Raw genomic sequence first — 23,933 nt, forward strand, 5'->3', positions numbered from 1 at the left:
AAGCGAGATGTATGTTTAGAAGATTAAACGTATTTCTTTATTTCTTCGATTACAATTTTCAAAGCTTTAATCCGGGCATATTTCTTATCTACGGATTCCAGAATATGCCACGGTGCATATTCTGTGTTCGTCTTTTGAAGCATTTCATTCACCGCAACTTCATATTCATCCCATTTTTCCCGATTTCTCCAGTCTTCATCGGTAATCTTCCACTGTTTCTCCGGATTATTTTGCCGCTCTTGAAATCTCGCCAGCTGGGTATCCTTATCGATCTGTACCCAGAACTTAATAATCACAGCGCCCCAGTCTTTTAATTCTTTTTCGAATTCATTGATTTCATTATAGGCACGCTGCCAGTCATTTTCACTGCAGAATCCTTCCAGGCGCTCTACCATCACTCTGCCGTACCAGGTTCTGTCAAATATCGCAATATGCCCGCTTTTTGGCAGTCTCGTCCAAAAACGCCACAGATAATGTCTTGCTTTTTCATGCGGTTCCGGGCTGGCAATCGGTTGTACCTCATAACCTCTTGGATCAAGCGCCTCCGTAATTCGTTTGATATTGCCGCCTTTTCCTGCTGCATCCCAGCCTTCATATGTGATAATGACCGGAATCCTTTTCCGGTAAAGTTTATTATGCAGTTTTCCTAATTCTATCTGAAGCTGTTTTAATTCTTTCTTGTATTCTTCGTCATTCAGTATTTTGTCCTGCAAATCAATATCTGCAAGATGTGGAATTGGTTCCAGTGGAAATACATTCTGCAAGATTGGCACCGAATGCGCCTGATTCTGCAATGCCACTTCAATGTTGCTCACCAGCGTCTCCATCACCTGCAGCTCTGCCCACTTCTGGTCACCTGCATCAATGATATACCATGGTGCGGAAGATGCATTTGTATCTGACATGTACTTTGAAAATGCCTTTTTGCATTTTTTATAATGTGTATTTTCCCACTGATCGAACAGGGAAACGCGCCATTGTGTATCCTTATTTTCCAGAAGTTTCTGCTCCCGTTCTTTTTGTTCTTTCTTCTCTATCTGCATAAAAAACTTCAAGACAAGATAACCGTTATCTGTCAGTTGTCTTTCAAAATTGCGGACACTTTCTATACGAGAAGCATATTCTTTTTCATCTGTTTTTCCCTCTAAATGCTCTCTGCAGATCTGCTCCAACCAGCCAGAATCCAGGAATGTGAATTTCCCTGCTTCTGGAATCTCCTTAAAAAATCGATATAAAAATGGATATCTTAGTTCCTCATCTGTCGGCTCGGACATTGTCACGACCTTGAAAAAGCGCGGATCAATATTCCGGATCACCTTACCGATTGTGCTTCCCTTTCCGGATGTGCCCCAGCCTTCAAAAAGCACAATTACCGGGATTTTATGTTCCTTGATCTTCATCTGTAAATCATACAACTGCTTTCTGGCTGTAGATAAACGTAACTTCATCTCATCCTTTTCCGGCATACGTGCCGGATTCCAATTCGTCAACATATCCGAGTCCTCCTTACCACTAAATTTCATCCATTACTACGTCATTGATTACATCGTACGCATCTTCAAGTGCATCCAATGCTTCCGTCAAAGTATCCGCTTTCTCCTCAGCTCCCTCCTCCTCATACTGATCCAGCACTTCCACAAGCGCATCTTTTACCTCCTGCAGCGCCTCCATGATTTCCTGCAGATTGCCTTCTCTATTTGCCATTGGTAAAATATTTATAATTTTTCCCATGTTATAATCTCCTTTTCCAGACCTTATAATAACTTTTCCGTCCATTCTTTCTCTTTAAATCCCGTCAACACAAGATTTTCTTTCACAATCAATGGTCGTTTCACAAGCATTCCGTTTGTCGCCAGAAGCCTCAACTGCTCTTCCTCGCTCATGTCAGGAAGCTTGTCTTTTAATTTTTGCTCTTTATAAAGCATACCACTTGTATTAAAAAACTTCTTTAGCGGTAAATCCCCATTCTCATACCACTGCTTCAGCTCCTCGTAAGTTGGATTCTCCTCCACAATGTGGCGCTCCTCATAAGAAATGTGATTGGCATCCAGCCATTTCTTTGCCTTCTGGCAAGTAGAACATTTTGGATAATATAAAAATAACATCTTTTCAATCCCTCCGTAATAATTTTTACTTATTTTTGCTTCTTTCCCAGCTGCCAAAATGCCACCGCACTTGCCGCTGCTACATTTAATGAATCAACGTCATGTGACATCGGAATCTTGACTGTGTAATCACACATCTCAATTGTCCTATCCATCAAACCTTCGCCCTCGGTTCCAAGAATAATTGCCAGCTTCTCTTCCTGCATAAGTTCCGGATTGTCGATTCCGACCGAATCATCTGTCAGCGCAAGCGCTGCCGTCTTATACCCCATTTCCCGAAGTTCTGTAATCGCCTGCCTGGGCCAAAGTATCTCCCGCTGGCAACGCATTTCATTATTGTCCTGAATAAATGTCCACGGAATCTGAAAAACCGTTCCCATACTGACTCTTGAGGCTCTCCTGTAAAGTGGATCACTGCATCCAGGAGTCAGAAAAACTGCATCCATGTTCAAAGCTGCTGCCGACCGGAAAATTGCACCGACATTCGTCGGATTCATTACATTTTCCAAAATGACGATCCGGTCTTTTCCCTCACACATATTCTGATAATCCATAAGCGGCTGACGCTTTAGGGCGCACAGCATTCCTCTTGTCAATTTGAATCCGGTCATTTTCGTCAGCACTTCAAACTCCGCTGTAAATATCGGGACATCTTTACCTTCAAACCTCTCCAGGATCTGCCTTGTCTCTTCATTTTCTTTCATCTGATGCTTTTCGACCAGAGCCGATACCGGGATATAGCCCGCATCTAACGCTCTGCCAATTACCTTCGGACTCTCCGCGATAAATAATCCAGCCTCCGGATTGTCCTTATTTATAAGCTGCGCCTCGGTACGTCTCGCATAAATATCAAGCTCCGGTGCAGAAAAATCATTGATTTCTAATATGTTTAGCATTTTGTCTGCAATTCCTTTCCCATGCTATTTTCTTCTATATGCTACTGAATTCTCCCTACACCACTCTTCTGCCTTATCAAGATACGCCTGGCTTCTGTAATCATAATAAAGCTGACTGATTCCCAATTCATTTATCTTATCTTTAAAGGCTCTGTAAGGATGTCTTTTTCTCAATGCATTCGAAAGCATTTCAGATACTCTTTCATTTCCAATCTCATATGCAAAATGTTCCAGAATATTTTTCGAAAAGTGACAGATATTCTTCTTCAACTTCTTCAAATGGACGAACCGTATAATCTAAGTCAATATGTAACTCTGGAATTTCTCCGTATTGTATTTCTCCAAGTAAATGTTCCAAGTCATACCATAGCATTGCATGATCTATTTTTTTGAGTTCTTTCTGTTCTTCCTCCGTCAAATCTGAGCCCAAAAATTTTTCATAAATTATGCCAAGCAAATGTTCTTCCTGATCCTGATATTCCGGTAGTTCATTCTTAAATGGTGTTGGAACATCGGACATATAGCATTCACTTGCATCATGAAGCAAGCATGCAAGTATCATTCGATTTGACAGACCACGGGCTGCCGCCTCCCTGGCACAACAAATACAATGCTGTCCCACCGACCAAAATGTCTTTACATGTCCATTTCCACGGCAAAGCATTGAAAGTGCATGTGCAATATCTTCAATCCGAATTAACTCCGGATCCGGATTTGTTGGTTCAAAATGTTTTCCTGTGTATGTTGTAATATATTCACTCATCATTTTCTCCTGTTACTTCATAGCCTCATACTAAAATTATTTTCTATGTACATATGCCTTGAAATCAATCACCTTTGCTGGTTTTCTTTTTGGGACAATTCCTAAACGTTCCATGTCTAATTTAGTATCTTTTTTCCATCAGCCACTTGATTCCTTTTGCCAGACGCTTCCCAGAATCCGCAAAATGTCCTCCGGGATTCCATTCTAATACTACCCGCTCGGCAAATGGATCTTCCAGCAACAATTTTTCTTGTTCCCTGGTGCGGTCTCCCACAGTTGCCATTACCGCATTCTTCGTCTTTTCTTCCTTTCCTCCAAGGCTCAAGTATACGCTACATTTGCGCTTCAATGTATGTTCTCTCATGTAAATGTCCCAATTCTTGAACCACAGAGAACCAGAACAACACGCGATTCCAGAAAATATATCACATTCATACGCCGACCACAAGGCAAATAATCCTGCTAAGGAATATCCTGCCAGCCAGTGTTCCTGTTCTTTCACATTATATGTCCGGTCGATATATGGAACTCCTTCCTCGAGCAACCACTTCAATGTCCTCGCGCCTTGTCCGGCAAATGCTTCCGTTCCAAATACCGCCAAAGCTTCCCAAGGTGAAAAATCCCGGTTCCAGTCTTCCACCTGAAATGCTACTAAAAGAAATTTCTGTTCCGGCACAAGCTCCATCAAAGCTTCCCAAAAATGTTCTACTTCTCCTCCCTGATGTGGATACATGCCCCAGAAAATAACCGGACCTCCCGAACCATTCTGTACGATATGTAATTGTATATCTGCTACGATTGTCTCTGTCACATTTATCTTCTTCATTTTCATCACATTTCTGATTCCTGTGCCATCTTTATCATTTTCTCAAATGACTGCGCAAACCGCTCATCATCTTCCTCAGTACGTCTCTTCGGCCCTTTTATATGATTTTTATGAGAACTTCTTCTCGCCTTCTTATTCAAATGTCGCTCCATAAGCATTTGATCAATATTATCATTGGTGTACCATTTTCCAGACTGATGAATAGCAAATGCACCCTTTCCCAACGCCATCGCTGCCACTCCATAATCCTGTGAAACCACAATATCTCCCCTATGACAAATGCTAATCAACTTATAATCAACAGCATCCGCTCCGGCACCCACAACAATCACTTCACTGTACTCAGATGTCAGGACATGATTTGTGTCACATAATAAAGTCACCGGAATGTTGTATTTTTTTGATATGTTCTCAACTATGCTGACCACCGGGCAGGCATCAGCATCAATGAATACTCGCATGTTTCTCTCCTAAAATATTTTTAAATAATTTTACTTTGAAATCAATTGTGTAATCCACTTCTGAATTATTACTCATTTTCTTATTCTCCCAATTCTGTTCCAATCTTCTCTATCAACTCCACGTCTGCTGGCAGCCAGGCTACTTCTCCCAGTTCATCTTTTTTCAACCACTTTGCGTCTTCTGCTTCTTTCAGAACCAGTTCACCTTTCACGACCACGCACCAGAAGCAATCCATGGACAAATGGAATGTCGGATAGTCATACTCGATTGTATCAATCAGTTTTCCTACTGTGATTTCCGTATCCAGTTCTTCCATAATCTCGCGTTTTAATGCTTCTTGTGGTGTTTCACCTTCTTCGATCTTACCTCCCGGAAATTCCCAGCCATCTTTGAATTCTCCATATCCGCGCTGTGTTGCAAATATAATTGGCTCTCCTTCTTGATTCAATGCTTTTATAACTGCTGCCACTACTTTTACTGTCTTCATCTTAATTTCTATCTCCTGTTTCCGTTCTCTTCTTATCCATTTACAATGTATTCATAAATGTCCTCACGCACTGGTGTCTCCAATGCCCATTCAATTTCTACTGCTGTCTTATCTGTATTTGGCATAATAAATTCTTTTTTATTTCCTGTCGCAATTACTCTTCCAAGATAATAAAATTCCTTGGATATCTTATCGTCTTTATTCTTTCTTACAAAAAGATGTACATCAATGCCACGTTCTCTTGCCTTTAAGAAATTCTGTACATCTTCCGAATCCACGCTTCTTCCACTTTTTGAAATCGCAATCAGACGACTTGCTGATACAAAGTGATCTTCATATTTTGTTGTATCACTGATATCGTCCTGTTTATCGTAATTGATAAAGATTGGAAATGTCTTCGTTTTCTTATCGTATTTGTAACCACCAATGTTCAATGGAACTTCATTTCTTTCCCAATTCAGTAACCGACACGCGTCTTCATAAGTATATTTCTGATATAATACCAAATCTGTATCTTGATAATGAACACTATAATTTTCTTTATATCGTGTTATTCCAAAATCCAGTAATTCTTCTAAAATAGAACGGAAATCTGAATTACCTAACATTTTCATAAATGACTTTGATGCGCTATAATCGTCCCCTTCTTTTTCTAAAAATACGCACTGTACGTAAGTTTTCTTAGCTGCGCTTGTCGGAAATTCATTGGTCATCACATTTATAATATTTCCTGCACAATTATCATCTATAAAATGGTGATATTTTTTTGATGATAATTCGCGCAACCAACCTATAGGATTATTGGGACAATCCATCAAATATTTTAGTAATTCCAGTTCATATACACGTTTTCCACTGGCAAGTTTTTTAGAAATAAATTCAATTACTTTTTCCTCATCTTCAGACAGACGAATCGTGTACTCTTTTTCATATTTCACAAGGAATTTGTAATAAGAACCGAGACTGCTGTTATCGAAAATTCTAAGTACATCCATTTCTCCATATTTATCAAAATCTGCTAATGCAGGAATGTGTCCCAATTTATTTTTTAGATTCGTATAATTCTCCCGGATCAACTTAATATCGCTAAAGTTTGCATTATCAATTGCTTGGAAAATGCGTTTTCTCGATATTTCATCAAAATGAATCGTACTGGCACCTGGAATGATCCTTCCACCTTCTGTCACATAGCGACGAATGTTATCTTTATTGTAACTTCGATCTCCTGACAGAGCAATCGGAATCATAAAGTTGTTTTGATAATTTCCAATAAAATCCAAAACTACTACATACTCTTTATCTTCCGCTTTTCGCAATCCTCGTCCTAACTGTTGAATAAATACAATCGGAGATTGTGTTGGACGAAGCATGATGACCTGATTAATTTCTGGAACATCAACACCTTCTGAGAATATGTCTACAGAAATAATATAATCCAATGCATTTTCCGATTCTTTTCCTGCTAGTCTCTCAATAGCCGCTGCCCTCGCCTCTTCTGAATCATTTCCACTAAGCACCAATGTTCTCCAGCCATTTTTATTAAATTTCGCAGACAGTTCTTTTGCTTCATCAATTCGACTACAGAATATCAACCCTTTCACACGCTCTCCACTATAGCCAAAATATCTTGCCTGCTTCATCACATTTTCCACACGTTCGTCAGAGGTCAGATGTCGGAAATTCTCTATCTTTTCTTCTGAAGATTTTCCTCCATCTGCAATAAGATCCAAATCTGTAATTCCAAAATAATGAAATGGGCACAACAAATCTTCTTCCATTGCATCTTGCAAACGAATCTCGTATGCAATCTGATGGTTGAAAATCTCATAAATATTTCTTCCTTCCAAATTGTCGTCTCGTTTATCTGGTGTTGCAGTCATACCAAGCCATAGCTTTGGCTGAAAATAATCCAATACTTTTTTATAACTATTGGCAGCACTGTGATGTGCCTCATCAATCACAATCGCATCAAACCTCTGCCTACTATATCTCTGTAATGTCTCCTCTTTACTCAGTGTCTGAATTGTCGCAAATATATAATCTTTGTCATATTCCTGATATTTTCCAGTCACCATTCCCATTGAAACCGAACCACCAAACACCTTGCGATAGGACTTAATTGCCTGTTTTGCTATTTGATTTCGATGCACTAAAAATAACACTCTCTGAAACCCCATTTCGCGCATGGCAAATGCCGACGCATACGTCTTTCCAGTACCCGTCGCGGAGATCAGCAATGCTCTCTCTTCTCCCTGCTCCAGAATCTTCCTCAGGTTTACTATAAATCTCTCCTGCATAGAATTCGGCTTTAATCGATATTTTTCCAGCGATGGAATTTCTTCACTTTTCGCAATCTCGCGCTGATGCTTTATAATATTGTAACGCTCTTTGTAAATTTCATAAAAATCATTATAAGGTAGTGCATACTCGCTATTCCAAAGATTATTGAACTCTTTTATGATTTCTTCTGCAACGTCTCCATTTTCCGTAGAAATCAGTTTCGTATTCCACTCTTTATTAACCGTAAGTGCCGCACTTGTCATATTGGAACTTCCAATGATAATCCTATAAATCTCTTCTTTCTTGAAAATATATCCCTTCGTGTGGAAACCATTCCCAGCAGCTTCCACGTCATACATTTTCAACGTAATATTTTTCAATCCATTAAGTTTCTCAAGTGCTCTCGGCTCACTGAAATTCAGATAATTCGTCGTAAGAATCTGTCCCTTAACACCCTTTTTCTCAAGCTCTTTTAACGTCTGAAGAAGCGGTGTCACACCACCCATCGTGATAAATGCAACACTGATCTGGAACTGATCACAGCGCAGCAATTCATCCTCCACAGATGAAATAACTTTCTTTCCCTCTTCCGGATTGTTCGATACAAATGCTGGCTTGTAAGCCAGATTCGCAGCTACAGAACCATTTATATAAGCGGCACTTAAGCCATTTTGCAATTCATTGATCGTATTCGTATCCATGTAAAAATCTTCCTCTCATTCCGTAATGAGCAAAACAAAATACTCTGGTTAGTATTATACCTTATGGAGGGAGGGGTTGTCATTGAAATCTGCTTTGTTTACGCTCTCGCTCCATTTTTTAACGCGTAACCCCCTTCTATTGCCCTTTTCGGGGCTATCTCACTAAGTATTAGTGCGCAGCTTCCTTTTTTTGCTTCTTAGATACATCTTCCTCCGTAAGGTCCCAACTTGCTTTACTTCCCTTTGGCTTCTTCGTGACTTCCTGGCTTCTTTTTTTGACTCTTCATCTATGGCCTTTCCGATGAATAGCTGGGCTGGCTTTTCATTGAGATTTCTTATGCTTTTTTCGTTGACATTTAATACTGTTCAATGTATCATATAAGCAAGAAATGGGTTTTGTTACTGAGTAAGGTCATTTGACCGGAAAAGATTGCTCGTTTCTTTTTTTATTTTCATGATATCGTATAAGTAATATTTCCCATCTTCATCGTGTCTGACCAACATCGCAACATTAAAGACGTTGTATCTCTCTATTTCTCCATCATCTCCAAATACCGGAAGAGCAAATCTTGAATCATATGAATACCAACCATATTTAGCATCTTTACTATGCTTCTCCTTACGATTATCTTCATAAACCTCGTTCGTTGCTATTTTAAACAATTCCGGTAATCCCTGTGCGGCATTCGCTTTTGCTTTCGCATTTGCTTCTTTCAAAATCCGAGTATAATTTGAGTGCGTATACTCATCAGGAAGATCCGATCCAATATAAATCATCTTATTGCAATCTTCTATCTGATAGAATTCTCCTACATACTGGCGTAAATACTTTTCAACTTCATCCCAATTAACTGCTCTTTTTCCCTTGAACAGAATATCGTGAATAAATACTGTTTTCTTTCCGTTCAAATCCTCGATAACATTTACTTTTCTCTCCAAGTTAACCTCCTAAACATTTACGTATTATAACGCATTGCGTTATGTTTATTACAAAAAAATATACAGAGGATACCTTTTAATTATCTTCACTTTTGATTCGACGCTCTATTTCCGCTCTGTATTTCAATAATCGCAGTAAATAATCCGGAAGTTCTCTTTTCTCTGCTTCCCAATCTTGAACGGTACGATACGGAATACCATAGTAGTCACAAAATTCACGTCTGTTCATTCCCATTTTTTCTCTTAATTTTTTTACTTCTTTTCCTCTACTCATGATTAAACCCTCCCGCCAGAAACAACGCATTGCGTTACTTAATAGTACCCGATATATGCTATGTTGTCAATTCGCTATATTCTCACCTCTCATCATATTTTCGCCCATATATTTTTATAAAATAGAAAAAACCGACCCAATATTCGCACTATGCTTCGCTTATATTCATATATGGATAAGTTTTCAAACCTTGATTCTTGAGCCATACTGCTCTACCAGTCTCTTCACTTCTCCTCGCATCTGTTCTACAACGTCCTCTGGTGAGAGTATTTTCACCTGCTCGCCCAATGAGAATACCCAGCCCAGGAACTGCTTGCTGACATGTACATCTACATTTACGGTGAAATGATTTTCATCTGCTGGTATGAGCATAATGTCTTTTCCGAATCGATCAATGATAACTCCGGCCAGGCGGTTATCTACCAAAAGCTTTACGGTCTTTTCTTTTCCACCGAACATTCCGAAGCTTTTCTTTGCATAATCTGCCATGTCTAATTGCTTAAAATGTTCTTTTCCTTCGCGTGCTTCTGTAGACATGCGGATATGAAGCATCTTATCTACGCGGTAATGCTTGATCAGCTCTGCTTCTGAATCATATCCCACGAGATAATAATTTTCATCGTCCCATGAAAGTCCCCACGGGCTGATATGATACCATGCGCCGTCATGCCGAAGCTCCATTTCTTTTTTCACATTCCACTGATAATACTGGAACTTGATTTTTCGGTTCTCTGATATAGCATTATGAATCGCATCAACTGTATAATAAATACTTTCGTTCATGGCCTTAATTCTGCCGGACACATAGACTTGTCGCTGCAATTTCTGTGCGTCATATTTGCTGACCAGTTTCTCCAGTTTTTTAATCAGTGTATTTGTCTTCTTTTGGGTAATGAATTTCGAAGACTGAATTGCATCTACCAGAAGCTTTAACTCCGGAAGTTCGAATGGGCGCTCTACCACATGATAATGATAGCGGTTTCCCACCGGCTCTCCTTCAACCTCTATCCCTAGCTTTTCCAGATCTTTCAGATCATTATAAATACTTTTCCGGTCCGCAGTGACTTCGTATTCTTCCAGCTTTTCCTTAATTTCCGGCATCGTGATATAGTGCTCTTCATCTGTATTTTCTAGCATAATCTGTGCAAGTCGATATAATTTAAGCTTCTGATTCTTTCCTTTTGGCATCGAAGTCTTCCTCCTCACCTGATGATAGTTTGATTGTATCACAGCTGGAAATAATATGGTACATTCAGCTTCCCCATAAATGAAAACAGGCCGACCTTTCGGCCAGCTTGTTTTCATTTATTTTTCTTATTCTCTTATAATAATTTCAATCTTCTACGAATAATTCTCTGTCAAGATCTATTGTACTGCTCCACCTTCTACAACCAGTTCCTCTTCGTAGTCTTTTCCGTAAGTATCTACAAGTGTCTCTTCGTAATCTTTGTGGAAGAACTGTTCATCACCAAGTGATTTGATTTCCTCATTTACCCAATCAAGCAATGTATCGTTTCCTTTGGATACTGCTGGTGCAATGGTGTCTTTATTTCCAAGTTCAGAAATTCCAACTGTGTAACCTTTGTTCTGAAGTGCAAATGCGATAACCTCTGTGTTGTCGTTTGCCCATGCTACACCATTTCCATTTTCCAGAGCGTTCTTTGCTGTTGCGTAAGAATCATATTTCTGAAGTGGAATGTCCGGATAATTCTCTGTCAGGTAAGTCTCTGCTGTTGTTCCGGAGATGACGATCATCTGGTCTTTACTGTTCCAGTTGTCCAGGCTCTTGATAACGTTGCTGTCCGGAGATACAACTCCAAGTGCTACGTTCATGTATGGAAGTGCGAAGTCTACTTCTTCTGCACGCTCGTCTGTGACTGTGAAGTTTGCAAGGATCAGATCAACTTTTCCTGTCTGCAGATACTCGATACGGTTTGCAGCTTCTGTAGATACAAAGTTGACTTTTACACCGAGATCTTCACCGATTCTGTTCGCGAAGTATACATCATATCCCTGATATTCACCGTTTTCATCAACATATCCAAATGGATTCTTATCGGAAAATACTCCGATATTGATTGTTCCGTCTTTTTTGATTTCATCTAATGTACGATAAACAGTTCCGGAATCTTTTTTTGCTGAGGAATCGCTTCCTTTAGAATCATCGGAGCTTGAGCTTCCGCATGCTACAAGTGCAAATGTACTTGCGACTACGGTTGCCAGTGTAATTAATTTTTTCAGTTTTCCATTTTTCATAATAAACTCTCCTTGTCTCATTTCTTATATCAAAACTCTTATAAGTCTTGCTTTTTCTAAAAATTTCCTGTTACAGATTGATTCAAATATCTCTCTTTACAGACTCAAATGTAAATGTATTCAAGAATTTCTTCGCCCGATCTGTCTTCGGGTGTTCGAAAAACTCATCTGGTGTTTCATCTTCTTGTATTTTTCCGCCTTCCAGAAATATGATCCGGTCTGCGACAGCTCTGGCGAACTGCATTTCATGAGTAACGATGATCATCGTTCTGCCTTGCGCTGCCAGGTCTAAGATTACGTCCAGTACTTCACGGACCATTTCCGGGTCAAGTGCTGCTGTTACTTCATCGAAAAGTAAGATTTCCGGGTGCATACACAATGCACGGACAATTGCAACTCGCTGCTTCTGTCCTCCGGAAAGCTCTCTTGGATAACTTCCGGCTTTTTCTTCCAGTCCAACTCTTCTAAGAAGCTTCATGGCTTCTTCTTTCACTTCATCTTTTGAGCGTTTTTGGACTTTCGTAGGTGCCAGTAAAATATTATCTAATACAGTCAGATGGGGAAACAGATCATAGCTTTGAAACACCATTCCAATCTTCTGTCTGAGACGGGTCAGGGATTTACTTTTCGGGTCAATGACCTCACTTCCCAGTTTGACCACGCCGCCCTGGATTGGCTCCAGGGCATTGATACATCGAAGTAATGTACTCTTTCCACAGCCACTTGGACCAACTACCACAATGACTTCGCCTTTCTTTACGTCAAGACTTACATCATCTAAGATGACTTGATCTCCATATTTTTTTATCAGATGTTCTACTGTAAGTAATGTCTCTGCCACAATCTATCACCTCCATCTTCTTTCCAGATATTTTGCAAGCATACTGATTGGCCAGCATGCGAAAAAGTATAATAAAAATACTACAAGATAAATGCCAAATGCAGCATTTGGACTGCTCATTCGATTTGCCTCGATGATCTGCTGTGAGACTTTCAGCACTTCCACCACACCGATCATCAGGATCAGGCTTGTAGTTTTGATCATTCGTGTGATCAGATTGATGGATAGCGGAATGAGTCTGCGAAGTGTCTGCGGAATGATAATGTACCAATAAGTCTGCACTTTGCTCAATCCTAATGCCTCGCTGCTTTCATATTGATGTTTCGGGATACTGATAAGCGCCCCTCTTACCAGGTCACTCATTTCAGCTGCTCCCCAGAATGTAAATACTATAATTGATGCATTTTCTCCTGATAAGTCCCAGCCAAACGCTCGCGTTGTCCCGAAAAATACGAGAAATAACAGTACCATTTGTGGCATGATTCGTACAATTTCCAGGTAAATGCGAAGAATCGCTTTGGTAATTGGATTTTTCCAGGTCATCAAAACTCCCAGTACGATTCCAAGTGGAATGCTTATGACTACGGAAATCAGGCTAATCTTCAGTGCCACTCCAAGTCCTGCCAGCATTCGTATGAAGTTCTGTCCTTTTAATAAAACACTAATCCCCAAATCCGGCATAACGCAGCCTCCTTTCCAAGAGACTTCCCAATATCGAAATTGGAAGTAAGATCAACAGATAAAAGACTACCAGTAAAAACAGGCTTTCTGTTGTCTTGTAATAAAGTCCGATTAAGTCTTTTGCGGTAAACATAAGGTCCATAAGACTGACTGCACTAAAGACACTCGTTTCTTTCAAAAGAAAGATTACATTTGCCATAAAGGCCGGTACACTTATTGAAAATGCCTGTGGCAGTACCACGTACCGCATAACCTGCAGACGGTTCATGCCGAGGCTCAATGCGCTTTCTGTCTGAACCTCTGCGACTGTCTCCAGTCCGCTTCGAAACGCTTCTGCCATATAACTTCCTCCAAGAAATGTCAGTCCTGCGATTCCACATGTCTGCGGATCTGTCTGGATTCCAATCTTTGGAAGTCCATAATATATAAAAAATAATTGTACAAGCAGTGGTGTATTTCGACTGAGTTCGATATAGACCGCTACAATTTGTCTTGCGACCGGTACTTTTTCATACTGGATGATTGCACAGATCAGTCCGACGATAATCGCACAGATAACTCCGGCTAATCCAAGTTTTACAGTCAACAAGGCAGCTCGTTCATACATTGGCAAATATTTGATAATAAATTCCCAGTTCATTGCCTTACCCCTCTCTCACGATTTTTAATCTCTTGCTCCTTTCGATTTCATGAAAGCAATGTTATCACTATTTTCCTAGCTAGTCAATAGGTTTAATATGAAATATAGGTTTTTGCTCAAACCTATAATCAATATCCAGCTATAGATGTTAGCTATATCTAAGTAATACATGATCTTCATCGCTGACAGTGTAACTGGAGTTTTTTGCATTGATATTACCTTATTCCATTATATGTATGCGGTGAAATGTATGTTATGAATACAAAAATAGCCGTCCTAATCTTTTGTGGTCACCTCACAGTTACCTCAAAGTTCAGGAACGGCTATCTCCGTAATAACTAATTATTTATTTCTGCTTTTTTTATAATTCCAACCCCTATTGGATATGGTCCTGTGTGTACTCCAATCGTCGCACCGATCTGGTGGATTTCAATCTCTTCGATTCCGAGACGTTCTTTTACGAGATCTTTTAACATCTCCCGGAATTTGACTGCCTCTTCATAATCATATCCATAGCCGATGCAGAAGCTGTACTCGCCTGGTTTTGCGTTGATTTCATCCAGATAATCTTTTGTCATCTCCACAACCTTTTTCATAGATTTGATGCGGTTTCTTGCAAGTCCGGAACTGAAGATTTCCCCTTCTTTCAATGTGATCATCGGTTTTATCCCCAGTGCACCTGCTGCTATCCCCGCAAGTTTTCCGATTCGTCCGCCATGCCTTAAATAATCAATGCTTCCGATTGTAAAGAAGATCCGGCCGGTCTCACGGATAGGAAGGATTCTTTCAATGATTTCCTCATAATCCAATCCCATGTCACGCATTCTGCATGCCTCCAGTACAAAAAGTCCCTGAAGAACGGTATTGACCGTGGAATCAATAACTGTGATCCTGGCTTCTGGATATTCGTCCTTTACCATCTCTTTTGCAACCGTTGCAGATTGCAGGGAGCCACTGAATTTTGTCGTAATACAGATGCAAATCACCGGAATATTTTCCTTTGTACTTTTTACAAATATCTGATAAAAATCATCTACTGACGGCATAGATGATTTTGGAAATACATCCGGGTGGTCTACCATTTCCTGATAAAATTCCCGAATTCCAATCTCTTCTATTTCTTTCTGATAAGTCTCACCGTTAAATGATACATAAAATGGTACGACTTCTATATCATGTGCATCTGTGATTTCCTGTGGAAGATCCAGTGATCCGTCACTGACGATCTGAACTTTCTTTTGCATAACTACTACCTCTCATCTCATGAAATTACGATTCTATATTGTTCTGATTTCCTTTGCATACCCCGAAAATATCAGGCTTACAGAATGAATTATTCTAATACATAGTTTCTAATACTACTTCTTATAGAAACGTAAAGCAGTATAACACAAAGGCAGTATTATGTACACGCTTTTGGCAAATAATTTTCTAAAATTTTAGAATTAAACCGTATGCTTTAAGTTTGAATCTCTTGTCACTTTATACTTGATTTATAAATCTTAAAAATGCTTCTTTTCCTTCTGGTGTCCGTTTGTAAACTCCGGCCTGTTCCAGAACTTTTGAAAAGACAATTCCAGTCTCTTTCTGAACGATTTCTTTTACATTTTCTGCTGTAATTTCGTAGTTCGCTGCAATATCTGCCGCCCACTTTGCATGAGACTTGGTCAGCGGATCTTCTGTCATATCCTCACCGGAAAGGAGTTTTTCTTCCACTGCCTCCAGCTCTTTTTTCAGACGTCCCGGAAGAATTGCCAATCCCATAACTTCAATCAGGCCGATATTTTCCTTCTTAATATGATGGAACTCTTCATGTGGATGATAAATTCCAAGTGGATGATCCGGCGTTGTCAGATTGTTTCGAAGCACCAGATCTAATTCAAAATCTTCTCCTCTGCGACGGGCAATTGGGGTGATTGTATTGTGAGGTTCTCCATCTGTCTCTGCAAGAATCATAGCTGCTTCATCTGTATACCCACGCCAACTTCCAAGAATTTTATCCGCAAGATCAATTAATCTTTCCGATTCTTTTGCATTTAAACGAATAACAGACATTGGCCATTTTACAATTCCTGCTTTTACATCTTCGTATCCTTCAAAAGAAATCTCCGTCTCAATCGGTGCGCGTTCCATTGCAAATGTATAATGTCCGCCCTGGAAATGATCGTGCGCCAGAATGGATCCTCCAACAATCGGAAGATCTGCATTGGAACCAACAAAATAATGCGGGAACTGTCTTACAAAATCTAATAACTTCGCAAAGCAGGCTTTATCAATTTTCATCGGTGTATGCACTTTATTAAAACAGATGCAGTGTTCATTGTAATATACATATGGAGAATACTGCAAATACCAGTCAGTATTGTTGATTGTCACTGGTACAATACGGTGATTCTGCCTTGCCGGATAATTGAGTCGTCCGGCATATCCCACATTCTCCTCGCAGAGCATGCAGCGTGGATAATCGGAAGCTGGTTGGTTTCTTGCTGCTGCGATTGCTTTTGGATCTTTTTCCGGTTTTGACTGGTTGATGGAAATGTCAATCTCACCATATTCTGTCTCGGTCTTCCAACGGATATCTTTCGCAACTCTGTCCTTTCGGATATAATTCGTGTCCTGACTGAACTGATAATACCAGTCCGTTGCCCTCTGGGAAGATTCTTCCTGAAGTTGTTGAAACTTCTTCATCACCTGTACCGGTCGCGGTGTCAGGCTGCCCATGAGTTTTGTATCAAAAAGATCACGGTATACGACTGAATTTTCTTCCAGTACGCCACGCTCATATGCATCATCGATCAATGTGTCCAGTATCTCTGTCAGACCAGCTTCTTTTCCCTTTGCTGACTCTTCCCATGAGAAAGAATCTGCCTGCATAACCTCCAAGATCCGGTTTACTGCCCATACTTTTTCTTCCTGCTCGATCAGCTCTTTCTCCAATGCATAATTCACTAACGCAGTAATTGCTTCATTTCGATTCATCTCATTTCCCCCTCATTCTTTAAAGGATAAGTCCACCAGCCGGACGGATACTCAATACATGACAGCATCCTTCACTCAACATAGTTTCCATCGTTTTCTTAAATTCACACACATCTTCCACCGGGACAAATGCCTGGATTGTTCCGGCAAATCCACCTCCATGTACGCGGCATGCGCCCTTTCCATTCAGCGCTTTCTCAGCCACGGCCAATGCAACTGCCATGTCCTGATGTGTGATGGCTGCTGCCGGTGTAATATTCTGAAGAAGTTCCCATGAAGAACGTCCTGACTCTTTTACAAGATTTAAAAACGCCTCTTTATCTTTCCGCTCCAGTGCATCTGCTTCCTCTGCTGCTCTTCTGTCATCTGCATAGAAATGTAAAGCCCTGAGAACTGCCCTGTCTCCTGCTTCTTTTCTGACCTGTGCCAGATCTGCCAGCAGATCTTCTTCTTTGACTTCGCGAAGTACTTTTTTACCAAAATGCGCTGCCACTTTGCTCATTTCTTCCGGAATAGACGCATATTCATTGGTAAGTGCTGCATGATCCGCACCACAGTCGATGATACAAAGTGCAAGTCCCAGTCCTGTAAGATCCGCATTGATGGATCTTACTATCGGGTTTGCCGGATCTTTAAAATCAATGGCTACTGCATCTCCCACGGAAGAAGCAGTCTGATCCATCAATCCACACGGCTTACCAAAATATTCATTTTCTGCTGCCTGACCGATTTTTGCGATTTCTACTGCATCAAACTTGTCCTGACAAAACAGATGATTTCCCGTTGTTCCAATCAGCACCTCACACGCTGCGGAGGAAGACAGTCCGGATCCAGGCAATACCGTTGATGTCACATACATATCAAAGCCTGCTACCGGATATCCTGCTTTATGAAGCTTGGCCAGCACGCCTCTTATCAGAGAAGCAGTTGTTTCTTTTTCTTCTTCCTTCACTTCCAAATCAGCAAGATCAACACTTGTCATTGGCCAGCCTTCTGACTGAAAATGCACAACACTCGTTCCGTTTAATGCAACACATGCAAGAAAGTCCAGATTCACTGCTGCCGCCAGCACTCGTCCATGCTGATGATCGGTATGATTTCCACAGATTTCTGTACGCCCAGGCGCAGAACAAAGTGCAACCATCGTATCTTCTGTTGCTCCAAAGCTCTCCTTAAATCCTTCCATCACCTGTGCGGCTCTTTCTCTTGCTGCCTTTAGATCCTCGCACCCTGTTTTCAGAAGTGACGCGTCCAAATCTCCATTTTTCACCATCTGATATACATCATTCCACTTTTTCAAAATATAGTTCCTGCCTTTCCTGTATGATTTTATATGATGTTGGGGCCAAAAGCCCCAACTATGATGCCTACGGATTGTTACGTGCGTTGCACTCCCACAACCCTGGCATCATTTATATGTTAATATATTTAACATGCTTATTTTTTCAGAAAATGTTCCCGGTTCGGGTATTCCTGACGAAATGCCTGAAGTGCCGCCTCCTGTAGAAGGGCAAATTCTTTATCCATGTGCAATGCATGGGGTGCCTGAAATGCAATGGCGCTGATCTGTTCCGCGATTTTTTTCACAACTCCTTCATCCGATAGCTGTCCCATTCCAAACACAAGTGAAGTAAATCCTCTTCCGTCTCTGCTGACTTCCATAAATTTCAAAAAGACATTTTTTAATTCCAGCAGAAGATTTTCTCTTAATTCTTCGTCCAAAGAATCTGCATCTGCCAGACATAATGTACTAATAATCTTTGCTGCCTGTTTTCTTCTTTGTCCGCCAAAATCTAACGATGTGCCTTCTGCCAGACATTTCAGTTCCATCAGGCTTCCTACGAATGCATCTTTTGTCGGTTTTCTCTTTCCATATCTGGCGACCCATAATTTTTTTCGGAACACATCCGCCTGCGTTAATTCATTTTCTGTATTCTGTTTTAGTAATTCCAGCCTTTTTGGCGCATCTGTCTCCTGATAAAATGTCTCGATCCATGCTGCTTCCATTCACTTCTTACCTCGTCTGTCTTTTTATAAAATCTTCCACATTACTGCTGTATACCGGCTGATACTCAGAAACATAATACCTGCCTTCTTTTAACTTGTTTCGGTTCACATCTTCTCCTCGGAAAATCTCTACAGCTAGCTTCGCTATCTGCAACGCCTGATTTTCTTTATCATTATACACTGTCCCCTGCATTTCACCAGCTTTTATTGCTTCCAATGCATCATCTAATCCATCAATACCGAAAATGACCGGCCACTCTGCCTGTTCATATCCGGCTTTTCGATATGCCTCCACAGCTCCAAGTGCCATTTCATCATTGTTAGAAATGACAAGTTCAATTCCATCTTTATACTGACTGATCAGGCGGTTCATCCGGTTTTCGGCCTGTCCCCGGTTCCAATCTGCGAACTGATAACTTAATTTTTCCAGATTTACCTCTTTCTCGATCAATGTTTTTACAGAGAAATCCGTTCTGCTGATTGCATCCTGATGCCCAGCTTCTCCTTCCAACAATACATATTGTATTTCACCATCCTGATTCTTGTCTACTTCCGGATGATTTTTAATATAATCTGCCGCTATCTCTCCCTGCATCACTCCAGATTGTTCTGCGTCACAACCTACATAATACAGGTCTTCCCACTGCATCAAATCCTCCCAGACCGGTTCCCTGTTAAAGAAAATAATCGGGATGTCATTCTGTTTTGCCAGCCTGATGATCCGGGACGGAGCAGTTCTGTCTACCAGATTGACGCACAAAACATCACAACCAGCATCAATCATCTCTTCCACTATATCATTCTGATCCTGCTGATCATCATTTCCATTTTTTACAGATACGGTAATCTTCATATCTTCTGTTTCCATAGATTTCAGATTTTCTTTTAGCTTATCTGCCAATGCATTGATAAAAGGATCATCCTGTGTATATGTTACAACACCTACACGCAACACTTTATCAGATTTTATTTTTCCTGATCCACAGCCGGAAATACACAGCATCGCTACCATTACAACAACTGCACAGACACTTTTTTTTCTACATTTTTTACTCATAGGAATATAAAAACCTTTCTATTTCGTCATCTAAAAGCTTAGTATCCTGATCCATAATCTTTACTTCCGTTTCGTGGCTTTCCATTTTGTAAAGTCTGTTTTTTATTTTCTTTGCAATTTCTTCTACACTTTTATATCCTATCTCATATCCATCCAGTACGACAAGCCCTTGTGTCTTTCCGTAATTCTGAAGTGCAATTGCTTTCATACTGCTTCCGATCCCATAAATCTTCGTTCCTGCTCCCTGTTCTTGTGTTTCTTCCTGTGCTTCCTCCTGCGTTTCTTCCTGCGTTTCTTCAAACTGGTCTCCCAGTTGATCTAATGCACCGGGATCTAACACTACCAGCGTATCTACTTTTGGCTGTTCTTTCACTTTCTCGCAGACATCCTGGTCTTTTTCCTGATAATAATGCCATAGGATCTGACAGTCGGAACCTTCCAGTGCATCCGTAAGCCCGCGGACTGCACTGGCTGCCGCTTCCGTATCTTTCCTTCCCACAACAATTCCTATGGTCTGTTTTCTTGAATTTATCTGTCCGCCAATATATTTTCCCATCTCATAGTAATCTGGTGCGACTACCGAAAACTTCGATGTTGCTTCTGCGTCTTCGGTATACAGATCTTCCACGACCAAAATAACCGGAACATCTGAACATTCTTTTGTCAACATCTCTTTTGTATCTGTTCCAGGTGCAGGAAGCACAATAAATGCATCGATATGATTATTTTTCTGCTCTTCGATAGCTTCCTTTTCTGCTTCTGCATTTTCAATATCATCTGTGTTGCAAATGACCAGATGTATATGATTCTCTTTTGCCGACTGCTTCATTCCTTTAATCAGAGAATCCCATCTCTGGTCTCCGGATTCCGGAAGTATTACGGCTACTCTTTTTTCCGGCACGTTCTGAATAAAAATCTTCCACACAAAAAACAGTGCCAATACAAGAAGAATCAATTCCATAGCAAAGAATGTTATTTTATTCTTTTTCATGTGCATTCCCCCTCTGGCTGTATTTTTGCATTTCCAGCTTTTCTGCATTTTCTTTTGTGTATGGGATTGCCGGAATGTGAATAACGACTTTCGTTCCTTCATCAGGTTCACTGTAGACAGTAAGTCCGTATCCTTCACCAAACATCAGTTTAATTCGGGAATGAACATTAATAACTCCGACTCCTGACCCATGTTTTGGAACTTTGTTGTTATCTGTCAAAATATTTTCCAACACTTCTTTGCGCATTCCCATTCCATTATCTTCTATACTAATGTATATATCATTGTCTTTCTTTTCCCCGGATACTACAATTCTTCCATCATCGTCTTCATCCATATGTCCGACTCCGTAATAGATCGCATTTTCCAAAATAGGCTGGATGACCAGCTTTACAATACAGTAATTATAAAGTTCTTCATCTATCTGAAAATCTATCTTAAATCTTTCTTTATAGCGTACCAGTTGAATATTCATATAACTACGGCTATGCTGAAGTTCATCCTTGATTGGAATAATCGTCTTACCCCTTGACAGGCTGACTCTCAACAGTTTTGCAAGCTCAGAAATCATAATGACCGCTTCTCGATTCTTCTGTGCTTCTACCATCCAGGTGATAGATTCCAACGTATTATAAAGAAAATGTGGATTGATCTGGCTCTGAAGCGCATCCAGTTCACTTTTTCTCCGCTCGTTTTGCTGACGCATAATTTCTTCCATCAGCTGTTCGATTTGTTCATATGATTTCTGCACGGAATGTCCAAGATGTCGTACTTCCAAAGATCCCCCGATATAAATATCCGGTTTTTCTCCGGCTTCATAAGCCTTCACAGAAGCATCTAATTCGCGGATCGGCTTTGATACTTTCTGGGAAATTAACCGGTTTCCCTCTAAAAGCAGCATCATCAATATAATGATCGTTGTAAAAATATAATATCTGAAGTTGTTAATATTGGCTGTCTGCACACTTTCCGGTATCACACCGATCAGTTTCCAGCCTGTATAGGAAATACTTCCGACAATAACATTTTCTTTACCATTGCCAGACGATATCTCATAGACTCCATCCTCATATCCTGCTGCCTTAAGGCTGTTCTCTTTGAATAATTCACGGTCTATCTCTGCTCTTCTTGGATGGTAGAGAAGTTCCCCGTCCCGATTACAAACATAATAGTAAACTCCGTCCGAAGACTCATTGATCTGCTTTAAAACATTTTCAACAACAGAATATTTCATATCTACCAGAAGCACTCCGCTCCCCGGTCTATCTCCGTCATTAATATCAACCGAACGGCTGAGCGAAATGACTCGATGATACCGATAAGTTCCGTCTTGGAACAAGTTCTGTACATGAGGCATGGAAAAATGAATATTTTCAATCGCATTTTCCGCATTCTGATACCAGTCCTGGTTTTTAATCTCTACATTTTCTTTTTCTAAAGATACCGGCTCTGAAGCAATAAGATTTCCGTCACTTCCATACAATGCCATGCATTGTCTGTTTTAACCATGTTAATTGCAAATGCATCGTACTCGCTTGGATTTCCAAGACGGTTTGTGATGTTAGACTCTGTCTGTCCATCTCCACCGATGTAATCAACTGTCAGGTTCAGAAGATCATCATAATTCTCAAGCAGTGGCTGATATGTTGAGCTCAGGAAGTTATCTGATGCATTGTAAATGTCAAGCCATACTTTCTTAGATGGACTCTTAGAAGAATCAAGCTGTTTAGAAACTTTGTCGTAAACCTTTGTTGAATCTGTAAAGTCTTTGTAGTTGTCAGCTGTTACAGCTACGTTTAATGCGTAGTATGATCTGTCCTCTTCACTGTATCTGTAGTCTTCACCTTCTGTCAGGCAGTTACCAGCATCATCTGCTGTACCGATACCTGTATCAACATCTACTCCGTCAAGTGCGTTACGAAGAACTCTCAGTGTCAGGTAAGCCTGTACATCTGCATGCTGTGAAATTGTTCCGCCGTATCCTTCAGCAATTGCTGCTACAGCATCACTGTTAGCATCATATCCGAATGTAGGAACTTTGTTGTCTTTTGCCCAAGCGTTGAACATTGACATTCCCATACCGTCATTGTTAGAAACAACAACATCGATCTGCTCTCCAAAAGAAGCTGACCATGTTCCGATTGCGTTACCTGCTGTTGCTGCATCCCATGTAGCTCCTGCTGAGTTCTTCATCTCCTGAGAAGCAAGCTCACGAATTGTATATGTCTTTCCATCTACATCAAGAGTTGCATCTTTAACAACTTTTGCTTTTCCGTCTACGTTAGTTCCTGCTGGTGTAGAATCAACTTCACCGTTTGCATCAATACCTGTTCCAAGAGCAGAACGAACACCACGTGTACGAGCGATAGAATCGTTATGTCCGATATCACCAATTGCAAGTACATATCCGATTACTCCGTCACCGTTTCTGTCAATCTTGTCTGCATTAGCTTTGATGTAATCAACAACCATCTGTCCCTGCAGTTCAGCTCCCTGGTTAGCATCAAATCCTACATAGTATGTATCATCATTGAAGTTCAGAGCCTCTTTGTCAAGTTCTCCCGTAGAACTGTTAGATGGCTGACGGTTGAACCAGCAAAGCGGTTTGTCTGCATTTGCTACGGAACTGTCTGATGATCCTGATGATTTAGAATCTCCTGAGGATCCACCACAACCTGCAAGGGATAACGCAAGTGTAGCTGTCATAATTGCTGCTAATACTCTTCTTTTTTTCATTTTGTTTCCTCC

At 40.5% G+C, this 23,933-nt stretch carries 25 protein-coding genes; all 25 read right to left on the bottom strand.

The genetic code is table 11. The annotated features are described in order from the left end of the window. Positions 1-23: 23 nt before the first annotated feature. Positions 24-1,493, bottom strand: coding sequence for a polyphosphate:AMP phosphotransferase (gene pap, locus LI149_RS09465; RefSeq protein WP_173786123.1), 1,470 nt, complete (start codon positions 1,491-1,493; stop codon positions 24-26). A gap of 19 nt (positions 1,494-1,512) precedes the next feature. Then, positions 1,513-1,731: a hypothetical protein gene (locus LI149_RS09470; protein ID WP_173786124.1), complete on the bottom strand. Its 219-nt coding sequence runs from the start codon at positions 1,729-1,731 to the stop codon at positions 1,513-1,515. Between the two features lie 23 nt (positions 1,732-1,754). After that, positions 1,755-2,105, bottom strand: coding sequence for an arsenate reductase family protein (locus tag LI149_RS09475; RefSeq protein ID WP_005339963.1), 351 nt, complete (start codon positions 2,103-2,105; stop codon positions 1,755-1,757). A 29-nt stretch (positions 2,106-2,134) separates the two neighbouring features. Then, positions 2,135-3,001, bottom strand: a complete 867-nt coding sequence (locus LI149_RS09480) for an RNA methyltransferase (protein ID WP_173786125.1) — start codon at positions 2,999-3,001, stop codon at positions 2,135-2,137. Between the two features lie 24 nt (positions 3,002-3,025). Next, entirely contained in the window at positions 3,026-3,175 is a 150-nt protein-coding gene (locus LI149_RS09485) for a hypothetical protein (RefSeq protein WP_207662199.1), read from the bottom strand. Positions 3,176-3,215: 40 nt separating this feature from the next. After that, positions 3,216-3,764: a hypothetical protein gene (locus LI149_RS09490; RefSeq protein ID WP_173786126.1), complete on the bottom strand. Its 549-nt coding sequence runs from the start codon at positions 3,762-3,764 to the stop codon at positions 3,216-3,218. A 121-nt stretch (positions 3,765-3,885) separates the two neighbouring features. After that, entirely contained in the window at positions 3,886-4,596 is a 711-nt protein-coding gene (locus LI149_RS09495; protein ID WP_173786127.1) for an alpha/beta hydrolase, read from the bottom strand. Then, entirely contained in the window at positions 4,596-5,051 is a 456-nt protein-coding gene (locus LI149_RS09500) for a YaiI/YqxD family protein (protein WP_173786128.1), read from the bottom strand. The genes LI149_RS09495 and LI149_RS09500 overlap by 1 nt, the downstream gene beginning before the upstream one ends. 80 nt (positions 5,052-5,131) lie before the next feature. Further along, the gene (locus tag LI149_RS09505) at positions 5,132-5,539 is read right to left on the bottom strand and encodes a (deoxy)nucleoside triphosphate pyrophosphohydrolase (protein ID WP_227143272.1); all 408 of its coding nucleotides are present in this window, start codon (positions 5,537-5,539) and stop codon (positions 5,132-5,134) included. A 32-nt stretch (positions 5,540-5,571) separates the two neighbouring features. After that, positions 5,572-8,520: a DEAD/DEAH box helicase gene (locus LI149_RS09510; RefSeq protein WP_227143273.1), complete on the bottom strand. Its 2,949-nt coding sequence runs from the start codon at positions 8,518-8,520 to the stop codon at positions 5,572-5,574. A gap of 399 nt (positions 8,521-8,919) precedes the next feature. After that, positions 8,920-9,459 carry a hypothetical protein gene (locus LI149_RS09515; RefSeq protein WP_227143274.1) on the bottom strand — a complete coding sequence of 180 codons (540 nt, stop codon included), beginning with the start codon at positions 9,457-9,459 and terminating at the stop codon, positions 8,920-8,922. A gap of 76 nt (positions 9,460-9,535) precedes the next feature. Then, entirely contained in the window at positions 9,536-9,733 is a 198-nt protein-coding gene (locus LI149_RS09520) for a DNA-binding transcriptional regulator (protein ID WP_227143275.1), read from the bottom strand. Positions 9,734-9,916: 183 nt separating this feature from the next. After that, complete coding sequence (locus LI149_RS09525; protein ID WP_227143276.1) at positions 9,917-10,921, bottom strand: YafY family protein; 1,005 nt, start codon at positions 10,919-10,921, stop codon at positions 9,917-9,919. 177 nt (positions 10,922-11,098) lie between these two features. Continuing rightward, complete coding sequence (locus tag LI149_RS09530) at positions 11,099-11,989, bottom strand: transporter substrate-binding domain-containing protein (RefSeq protein WP_227143277.1); 891 nt, start codon at positions 11,987-11,989, stop codon at positions 11,099-11,101. An 82-nt stretch (positions 11,990-12,071) separates the two neighbouring features. Beyond that, a complete protein-coding gene (locus LI149_RS09535) occupies positions 12,072-12,830 on the bottom strand; it encodes an amino acid ABC transporter ATP-binding protein (RefSeq protein WP_005339924.1) in 759 nt (252 codons plus the stop codon). Positions 12,831-12,836: 6 nt separating this feature from the next. Further along, the gene (locus LI149_RS09540; RefSeq protein WP_117495251.1) at positions 12,837-13,511 is read right to left on the bottom strand and encodes an amino acid ABC transporter permease; all 675 of its coding nucleotides are present in this window, start codon (positions 13,509-13,511) and stop codon (positions 12,837-12,839) included. Next, entirely contained in the window at positions 13,492-14,151 is a 660-nt protein-coding gene (locus LI149_RS09545) for an amino acid ABC transporter permease (RefSeq protein WP_105309913.1), read from the bottom strand. The genes LI149_RS09540 and LI149_RS09545 overlap by 20 nt, the downstream gene beginning before the upstream one ends. 338 nt (positions 14,152-14,489) lie before the next feature. Next, a complete protein-coding gene (locus LI149_RS09550; protein ID WP_227078749.1) occupies positions 14,490-15,395 on the bottom strand; it encodes a DegV family protein in 906 nt (301 codons plus the stop codon). A gap of 238 nt (positions 15,396-15,633) precedes the next feature. Further along, complete coding sequence (galT, locus tag LI149_RS09555; RefSeq protein WP_168933401.1) at positions 15,634-17,130, bottom strand: UDP-glucose--hexose-1-phosphate uridylyltransferase; 1,497 nt, start codon at positions 17,128-17,130, stop codon at positions 15,634-15,636. A 19-nt stretch (positions 17,131-17,149) separates the two neighbouring features. Beyond that, positions 17,150-18,430, bottom strand: coding sequence for a galactokinase family protein (locus tag LI149_RS09560; protein WP_117657285.1), 1,281 nt, complete (start codon positions 18,428-18,430; stop codon positions 17,150-17,152). Between the two features lie 137 nt (positions 18,431-18,567). Beyond that, entirely contained in the window at positions 18,568-19,137 is a 570-nt protein-coding gene (locus LI149_RS09565; RefSeq protein WP_005333650.1) for a DUF6553 family protein, read from the bottom strand. Positions 19,138-19,144: 7 nt separating this feature from the next. Continuing rightward, positions 19,145-20,194 carry a galactose ABC transporter substrate-binding protein gene (locus tag LI149_RS09570; protein ID WP_227143278.1) on the bottom strand — a complete coding sequence of 350 codons (1,050 nt, stop codon included), beginning with the start codon at positions 20,192-20,194 and terminating at the stop codon, positions 19,145-19,147. Then, positions 20,187-21,185 (bottom strand): substrate-binding domain-containing protein, encoded by a 999-nt coding sequence (locus LI149_RS09575; RefSeq protein ID WP_227143279.1) that lies wholly within the window; start codon positions 21,183-21,185, stop codon positions 20,187-20,189. The genes LI149_RS09570 and LI149_RS09575 overlap by 8 nt, the downstream gene beginning before the upstream one ends. Continuing rightward, positions 21,172-22,674, bottom strand: a complete 1,503-nt coding sequence (locus tag LI149_RS09580) for a sensor histidine kinase (RefSeq protein ID WP_227143280.1) — start codon at positions 22,672-22,674, stop codon at positions 21,172-21,174. The genes LI149_RS09575 and LI149_RS09580 overlap by 14 nt, the downstream gene beginning before the upstream one ends. Beyond that, a complete protein-coding gene (locus tag LI149_RS09585) occupies positions 22,620-23,921 on the bottom strand; it encodes a substrate-binding domain-containing protein (protein ID WP_227143281.1) in 1,302 nt (433 codons plus the stop codon). The genes LI149_RS09580 and LI149_RS09585 overlap by 55 nt, the downstream gene beginning before the upstream one ends. Between the last annotated feature and the right edge of the window lie 12 nt (positions 23,922-23,933).

Source organism: Dorea sp. 210702-DFI.3.17, assembly GCF_020560825.1.
Lineage (GTDB): Bacteria > Bacillota > Clostridia > Lachnospirales > Lachnospiraceae > Dorea > Dorea formicigenerans.

Coding starts and splice junctions, on each gene's coding strand:
- pap (WP_173786123.1), bottom strand. CDS start 1,493: ATGTTGACGAATTGGAATCCGGCACGTATGCCGGAAAAGGATGAGATG.
- LI149_RS09470 (WP_173786124.1), bottom strand. CDS start 1,731: ATGGGAAAAATTATAAATATTTTACCAATGGCAAATAGAGAAGGCAAT.
- LI149_RS09475 (WP_005339963.1), bottom strand. CDS start 2,105: ATGTTATTTTTATATTATCCAAAATGTTCTACTTGCCAGAAGGCAAAG.
- LI149_RS09480 (WP_173786125.1), bottom strand. CDS start 3,001: ATGCTAAACATATTAGAAATCAATGATTTTTCTGCACCGGAGCTTGAT.
- LI149_RS09490 (WP_173786126.1), bottom strand. CDS start 3,764: ATGAGTGAATATATTACAACATACACAGGAAAACATTTTGAACCAACA.
- LI149_RS09495 (WP_173786127.1), bottom strand. CDS start 4,596: ATGAAAATGAAGAAGATAAATGTGACAGAGACAATCGTAGCAGATATA.
- LI149_RS09500 (WP_173786128.1), bottom strand. CDS start 5,051: ATGCGAGTATTCATTGATGCTGATGCCTGCCCGGTGGTCAGCATAGTT.
- LI149_RS09505 (WP_227143272.1), bottom strand. CDS start 5,539: ATGAAGACAGTAAAAGTAGTGGCAGCAGTTATAAAAGCATTGAATCAA.
- LI149_RS09510 (WP_227143273.1), bottom strand. CDS start 8,520: ATGGATACGAATACGATCAATGAATTGCAAAATGGCTTAAGTGCCGCT.
- LI149_RS09520 (WP_227143275.1), bottom strand. CDS start 9,733: ATGAGTAGAGGAAAAGAAGTAAAAAAATTAAGAGAAAAAATGGGAATG.
- LI149_RS09525 (WP_227143276.1), bottom strand. CDS start 10,921: ATGCCAAAAGGAAAGAATCAGAAGCTTAAATTATATCGACTTGCACAG.
- LI149_RS09530 (WP_227143277.1), bottom strand. CDS start 11,989: ATGAAAAATGGAAAACTGAAAAAATTAATTACACTGGCAACCGTAGTC.
- LI149_RS09540 (WP_117495251.1), bottom strand. CDS start 13,511: ATGCCGGATTTGGGGATTAGTGTTTTATTAAAAGGACAGAACTTCATA.
- LI149_RS09545 (WP_105309913.1), bottom strand. CDS start 14,151: ATGAACTGGGAATTTATTATCAAATATTTGCCAATGTATGAACGAGCT.
- LI149_RS09550 (WP_227078749.1), bottom strand. CDS start 15,395: ATGCAAAAGAAAGTTCAGATCGTCAGTGACGGATCACTGGATCTTCCA.
- galT (WP_168933401.1), bottom strand. CDS start 17,130: ATGAATCGAAATGAAGCAATTACTGCGTTAGTGAATTATGCATTGGAG.
- LI149_RS09565 (WP_005333650.1), bottom strand. CDS start 19,137: ATGGAAGCAGCATGGATCGAGACATTTTATCAGGAGACAGATGCGCCA.
- LI149_RS09570 (WP_227143278.1), bottom strand. CDS start 20,194: ATGAGTAAAAAATGTAGAAAAAAAAGTGTCTGTGCAGTTGTTGTAATG.
- LI149_RS09575 (WP_227143279.1), bottom strand. CDS start 21,185: ATGAAAAAGAATAAAATAACATTCTTTGCTATGGAATTGATTCTTCTT.
- LI149_RS09580 (WP_227143280.1), bottom strand. CDS start 22,674: ATGGCATTGTATGGAAGTGACGGAAATCTTATTGCTTCAGAGCCGGTA.
- LI149_RS09585 (WP_227143281.1), bottom strand. CDS start 23,921: ATGAAAAAAAGAAGAGTATTAGCAGCAATTATGACAGCTACACTTGCG.